This window comes from Synechococcus sp. R8-2, assembly GCF_047461715.1.
Classification (GTDB): domain Bacteria; phylum Cyanobacteriota; class Cyanobacteriia; order Thermostichales; family Thermostichaceae; genus Thermostichus.
Genome location: NZ_JANSHQ010000328.1, coordinates 1 through 5,399 on the forward strand (window position 1 = coordinate 1; position 5,399 = coordinate 5,399).

At 60.2% G+C, this 5,399-nt stretch carries 4 protein-coding genes; 3 read left to right on the forward strand and 1 reads right to left on the reverse strand.

Features of this window, described 5'->3' with window-relative positions:
* Positions 1-56: 56 nt before the first annotated feature.
* Positions 57-2,657 (reverse strand): alpha-glucan family phosphorylase, encoded by a 2,601-nt coding sequence (gene glgP / locus NW819_RS08405; protein ID WP_414413482.1) that lies wholly within the window; start codon positions 2,655-2,657, stop codon positions 57-59.
* Between the two features lie 150 nt (positions 2,658-2,807).
* Here glgP and mnmE point away from each other — a divergent pair, with 150 nt between their 5' ends.
* From mnmE to NW819_RS08420, 3 genes are all read left to right on the forward strand, one after another.
* Positions 2,808-4,187: a tRNA uridine-5-carboxymethylaminomethyl(34) synthesis GTPase MnmE gene (gene mnmE, locus NW819_RS08410; protein WP_414413483.1), complete on the forward strand. Its 1,380-nt coding sequence runs from the start codon at positions 2,808-2,810 to the stop codon at positions 4,185-4,187.
* 110 nt (positions 4,188-4,297) lie between these two features.
* A complete protein-coding gene (dps, locus tag NW819_RS08415) occupies positions 4,298-4,798 on the forward strand; it encodes a DNA starvation/stationary phase protection protein Dps (RefSeq protein ID WP_414413484.1) in 501 nt (166 codons plus the stop codon).
* A 39-nt stretch (positions 4,799-4,837) separates the two neighbouring features.
* A complete protein-coding gene (locus NW819_RS08420; protein ID WP_011434229.1) occupies positions 4,838-5,356 on the forward strand; it encodes a tetratricopeptide repeat protein in 519 nt (172 codons plus the stop codon).
* The last annotated feature ends 43 nt before the right edge of the window (positions 5,357-5,399 follow it).

Below are 5,399 nucleotides of genomic sequence, written 5' to 3' on the forward strand. Positions count from 1 at the left end.
TCCCCGATGAAGCGAGAAGCCCACACTGTACCCGTAGGGTCAGTGATGGGAGTATGTCACGCCCAGAGCATCAACCGCAGCTCATAGGGATCGTGCATATCGGGGTGAAAGGGCAGCAAGCGGATGGCTAACCCTTGCAAGCCGCTGGCCTCATAGCAAATCTGGCCGGAGAAGATGGCCCGATCCTCCACCGTCTCCACATAGCGCAGGGAGATTGCCTGTCCTTTCTGAATCTGGCCCTCATCATTGACCGGCCCCTGGTAAGCTTGCACGATCACATCCTGAGGTCGCAGGGATCCCAGCCGCACTTCCACCGTCACGGTGAGGGGATCCCTGGCCATCACCACTTGGTCATCCTGTGCCAAGGCAAGGCCGGCAGCGGCAGCTTTCTTCGGGGTTTCGATCTGGACGTTGAGAACCTGGATGTTGTACCAATGCTCCTGCAGGTGGTTTTGCCAACGAACGAACTGGCGGGCTGACTCGAAGTGGTCACGGCGCATGCGGTCGAAGTAGTTGCTGAGAGGAATGTAGGCTCGCTGGACGTACTCCAACACCATGCGCTGCGTGCTGAACTGGGGGCAATTGAGGCGAATCGCCTGCTTCATGCGCTGGATCCACTGGTGGGGTAGGCCATCGCTGCCGCGCTGGTAGAAGAGAGGGGCAACCTCTTGTTCCAGCAGGTCGTAGAGGGCATTCGACTCCACCTCATCTTGATAGGCGCGATCCTCATACTCCTCACCGCGGCCAATGGGCCAGCCGGTCTGGTAATAGTCAGCCTCGTCCCACCAGCCGTCCAAAATACTGAGGTTCTGTCCACCGTTGGCTGCCGCCTTCATGCCACTGGTGCCGCTGGCCTCCCGGGGGCGCAAGGGGTTGTTCAGCCACACATCCACCCCGGCCACCATCAAGCTGGTGACATACATGTCGTAGTCCTCAATGAAAACCAAGCGCTGGCGAAACTCCGGCTGCCGCGACACCTGCACGATCTGGCGGATCAGCTCTTTGCCGGGTATGTCGCGGGGGTGGGCCTTGCCGGCAAAGATAAACTGCATCGGGTACTGAGGATGGTTGAGCAAAGCCTTGAGCCGTTCCAGGTTGTGGAACAAAAGGGTGGCCCGCTTGTAGGTGGCAAAGCGGCGGGCAAACCCAATGGTAAGCACCTCCGGGTTGAGGGCCTCAGAGGCCCGTTGGATCTCAGCCGCTGAGGCAGCCCGTTTCTGGAGCTGTTCCATCAAGCGCTCGCGGGTAAAGTTAATCAGGCGGGAGCGGCTGCGCTCGTGGGCCCGCCACAATTCCCCATCCGGAATCCGATCCACCTTTTGCCAGAGGGGATCCGAAGGAGGAGCCTCTGCCCAATCCGGCCCCAGGTAGCGGTCGTAGAGGGCTTGGTTCTCCTCCCCCACCCAGGTGCGGACATGTACCCCGTTGGTGATGGAAGTAATCGGCACTTCTTCCAGCGGGATCCCAGGCCACAGCCGGCTGAACATCTTGCGGGAAACCGCCCCATGCAGCTTGCTCACACCGTTCACAAAAGAGGCCATGTTGATGGCCAGCACCGCCATGCTGAAGGGAGATTGGAAGTCGCCGGTATTTTCCCGTCCCAAAGCCAAAAAGCGCTCCCGGCTCAGGCCCATCTGGCTGTAGTAGAAGCCGAGGTAGTAATCGATCTTGTCGGGCGGGAATAGGTCGATCCCGGCGGGCACCGACGTGTGGGTGGTAAACATCTGGCTGGACTTGGCCACCTGCCAGGCCTCTTCAAAGCTCAGCCCCTGCTCCACCATCAACAGGCGAATCCGCTCTACTGCCAAAAAGGCCGAGTGCCCTTCGTTCATGTGGTAGACGGTGGGATGGATGCCAAGGGCGCGCAAAGCCCGCACGCCGCCGATCCCCAGCATGATCTCCTGGTGGATGCGCAGATCTTGGTCGCCACCGTACAGCTCATCGGTGATGTCTTGGTCGTACTGGCTGTTGGGCTCGATGTTGGTGTCCAGAAGATAGAGGGGCACCCTCCCCACCGTCACCTTCCAAATGCGGGCGAACACCTTGCGGTTGGGATAATCCACCTCAATGCGAATTTCGCGGCCCTCCGCATCTCTCTGCAGCTCCAGGGGCATGTTAAAGAAATCGTTAACTGGGTAGCGTTCCTGCTGCCAGCCGTCGGGGTTGAGGTACTGGCGGAAATACCCCTTTTGGTAGAGCAAGCCCACACCCACCAGGGGCAAGCCCAGGTCGCTGGCCGCCTTGAGGTGATCCCCGGCCAAAACCCCCAAGCCGCCTGAGTAGAGGGGCAGACAATCCGCCAAACCAAACTCTGCCGAAAAATAGGCGTAGCACTCCCCTTCCACCGCTTGGGCCGAACGATACTTGCGATACCAAGTGTCCTCCTGCAGGTAGCTCTGCAGTTGTTGGCTGGCCCGTTCCAACTGGGCCAAAAAGCCGGGATCCTCCGCCAATTCATCCAGCCGTTCCTGCCGGATCCGACCCAGAAGAGCCACCGGGTTGTGGGCACAGGCATCCCACAGATCGGGATCCATGCGCCGGAATAGGCTGCGGGTTTCTACGTTCCAACTAAAATGCAGGTTGTAAGCCAACAAGCGCAGACTTTCCAGCGGAGTAGGCAGGTAGGGAGTGACCTTAAACGTGCGTAGCGGCTTCATAAAGACTGGGAGGAGCGTTGTTTCCACTGTCAGGCTACCTTGCCCTCAGCCTGAGGGCGTGGCTTTTTAACTTGAATGTCGATTTGTAATCCAGTGGATGCCGAGCTGTAATCCAACGGCTGCTCGAACTCCCTCAGGGCTCTATTTGGGATGGATCCGACTGCGCCCCTGGCCGATACGATCGCTGCCATTGCCACTGCGGTGGTGCCTGAACAGGGCAGCGTGGGGATTGTGCGCCTTTCCGGGTCACGATCCCTTTCCATTGTCCAAGCCATCTTCACCCCTGCCCGCCGCAGCGCAGTCTGGGAGAGCCATCGGCTCCTCTACGGCTGGATCCGCGACGAGAAAGGCCAAATCCTAGACGAAGCGCTGGCCGTTTGGATGCAGGCCCCCCGTTCTTACACCCGCGAAGATGTGGCAGAGCTGCATTGCCACGGTGGCATCATGGTGGTTCAGGCCACGTTGCAACAATGCCTGCGGCAGGGGGCGCGGCTGGCTCAGCCGGGGGAGTTTAGCCTGCGCGCTTTTCTGAATGGCCGCATTGACCTCACCCAGGCCGAGAGTGTGGCCGATCTGGTGGCGGCCCGCTCCCCTCAGGCGGCCCGGATGGCCCTAGCAGGCTTGCAGGGTAAGTTAGGGGGATCCATTCGCGCCCTGCGCCAGGAGCTGCTGGGTTTGTTGGCAGAAATTGAGGCTCGCCTCGACTTTGAAGAGGATCTGCCCCCCTTGGATGTTGCCGCTTGGCAGGCCCGGCTCCAAGCTATTCAAGCCCAGATGCAAGCCCTGCTGGCCACGGCAGAACGGGGACAACTGCTGCGCACCGGGGTGAAGGTGGCCATCGTCGGGAGGCCCAATGTGGGCAAGTCCAGCTTGCTCAATGCCTGGTCAGGACAGGATCGGGCCATCGTCACCGATCTGCCCGGCACCACCCGCGACGTGGTGGAATCCCACCTGGTGGTAAAAGGGATCCCCGTTCAACTGCTGGACACTGCCGGCATCCGCGCCACCGAAGATCCGGTGGAACGGCTGGGGGTGGAGCGCTCCCAACGCCTAGCCCAGGCTGCCGATGTGCTGGTGCTGGTCATCGACGCCCAAGCGGGCTGGACGGCTGCCGACGCCGCCATCTACGAGTCGATCCGCCATCGCCCCCTCATCCTGGTGATCAACAAAACCGACCTCGCCCCGCCAGAGGGGATCCCTCTCCCCCCCGAGATTGCCCACCGCGTCCCCGCCGTTGCCGCCCAAGGGAAAGGGATCCCGGAGCTGGAAGAAGCCCTGGAGCAGCTTGTCACCCAGGGACGTCCCCAGCCCAATCTGGAGATAAGCCTGAACCAGCGGCAGGCCGCTGCCCTCCAACAAGCCCAAGCCAGCCTGGAACAGGTGGGGCAGGCCATCCAAGCTCAGCTCCCCCTGGACTTTTGGAGCATCGACCTACGGGGCGCCCTGCATGCCCTTGGCCAGATCACCGGCGAGGAGATCTCGGAATCAGTGCTGGATCAGATTTTCAGCCGCTTCTGCATCGGTAAGTAACTCTATAGACTCCTCCTAACTCATACTCATTTTGAGTTTGTGTTACCATGGGCTCAGTTGGGAAGCCGAAGCGGATCCCCGATAATGGAAACACAGTTAGGAGGTTGGCCATGGTTACCGCCGAGAAAACCCGTCTCTACCCCACCCGGATCGACTTGCCGGCAGAGGCTCGCGCGCAACTGGTGGAGCTGCTCAACCAGTCCTTGGCAGACACGTTGGATCTGAAGACGCAGGTGAAACAGGCCCACTGGAACGTTAAAGGCATGCACTTCATCGCCTTGCACGAGATGTTCGACACCTTCGCCGGCACCCTGGAAAACTACGTGGACATGCTGGCGGAACGGGTTACGGCGCTGGGGGGCATCGCCCGCGGCACGGCTCGCATCGTTGCCCAAACCTCCACCTTGCCGGAGTACGATCTGGCCGCTGAAGAGGGTCGGGATCACCTGCAGGCTTTGGCAGCCCGTTACGCTCAATATGCAGCTTCCGTCCGCCGCAACATTGACCGCACCACCGAACTGGGGGATGCCGACACAGCAGACCTGTTCACCGAGATCTCGCGCCAGATTGACAAAGATCTTTGGTTTATCGAGGCTCACCTGCAGGCGTGACGCCAGCGAGGCCAGTCACAGGCAAGTGGATCAAGCAAAATGGGCGTTAACGTTCCCCTCCTGTATTTGGTGGCTCTGGCCAGTATCCTCGGCGTGGCGGGCTTCTTTGTCCTGCGGGAGGTGCTGCGGGTACGGGCCCAGGAAAAGGTCATCCGTGAGCTGCAGCCCCGCCTGAGCAAAGGCAAGGGATCCCCGCAGGAGCACTACGAGTTGGGCAGCGTCTATTTGCAAAAAGGCCTCTACGACCAGGCGGTTGCCCAGCTTAAAAAAGCCCTAGAAGTGGCCGGGGAGAACATTCCCCCCGTCTGCAACGCCCTCGGTTTTGCCTACTTCAGCCAGGGGCAGTACGACTTGGCCATCCGTTACTACAAGGATGCCGTGGCTGCGGATCCCGGTTATGTAACTGCTTGGAACAATCTGGCCCATGCCTATGAGAAGAAAAATCTCTATGGCCCAAGCCTGGAAGCTTACGAAACTGCCCTGAAGTTGGATCCCCGAAATGCCATTGCTAAGCGGCGCTCGGAGTCTCTGCGCAAACGGTTGCAGCCCAGCCCCTGAGGATCCCATCTGCAATTTCATCCGCAGAAATACTCTTGACCGC

What these genes read in the sequence shown, in the direction of transcription:
- NW819_RS08420 (WP_011434229.1), top strand. Translation starts at nt 4,838, where the DNA reads ATGGGCGTTAACGTTCCCCTCCTGTATTTGGTGGCTCTGGCCAGTATC.
- mnmE (WP_414413483.1), top strand. Translation starts at nt 2,808, where the DNA reads ATGGATCCGACTGCGCCCCTGGCCGATACGATCGCTGCCATTGCCACT.
- dps (WP_414413484.1), top strand. Translation starts at nt 4,298, where the DNA reads ATGGTTACCGCCGAGAAAACCCGTCTCTACCCCACCCGGATCGACTTG.
- glgP (WP_414413482.1), bottom strand. Translation starts at nt 2,657, where the DNA reads ATGAAGCCGCTACGCACGTTTAAGGTCACTCCCTACCTGCCTACTCCG.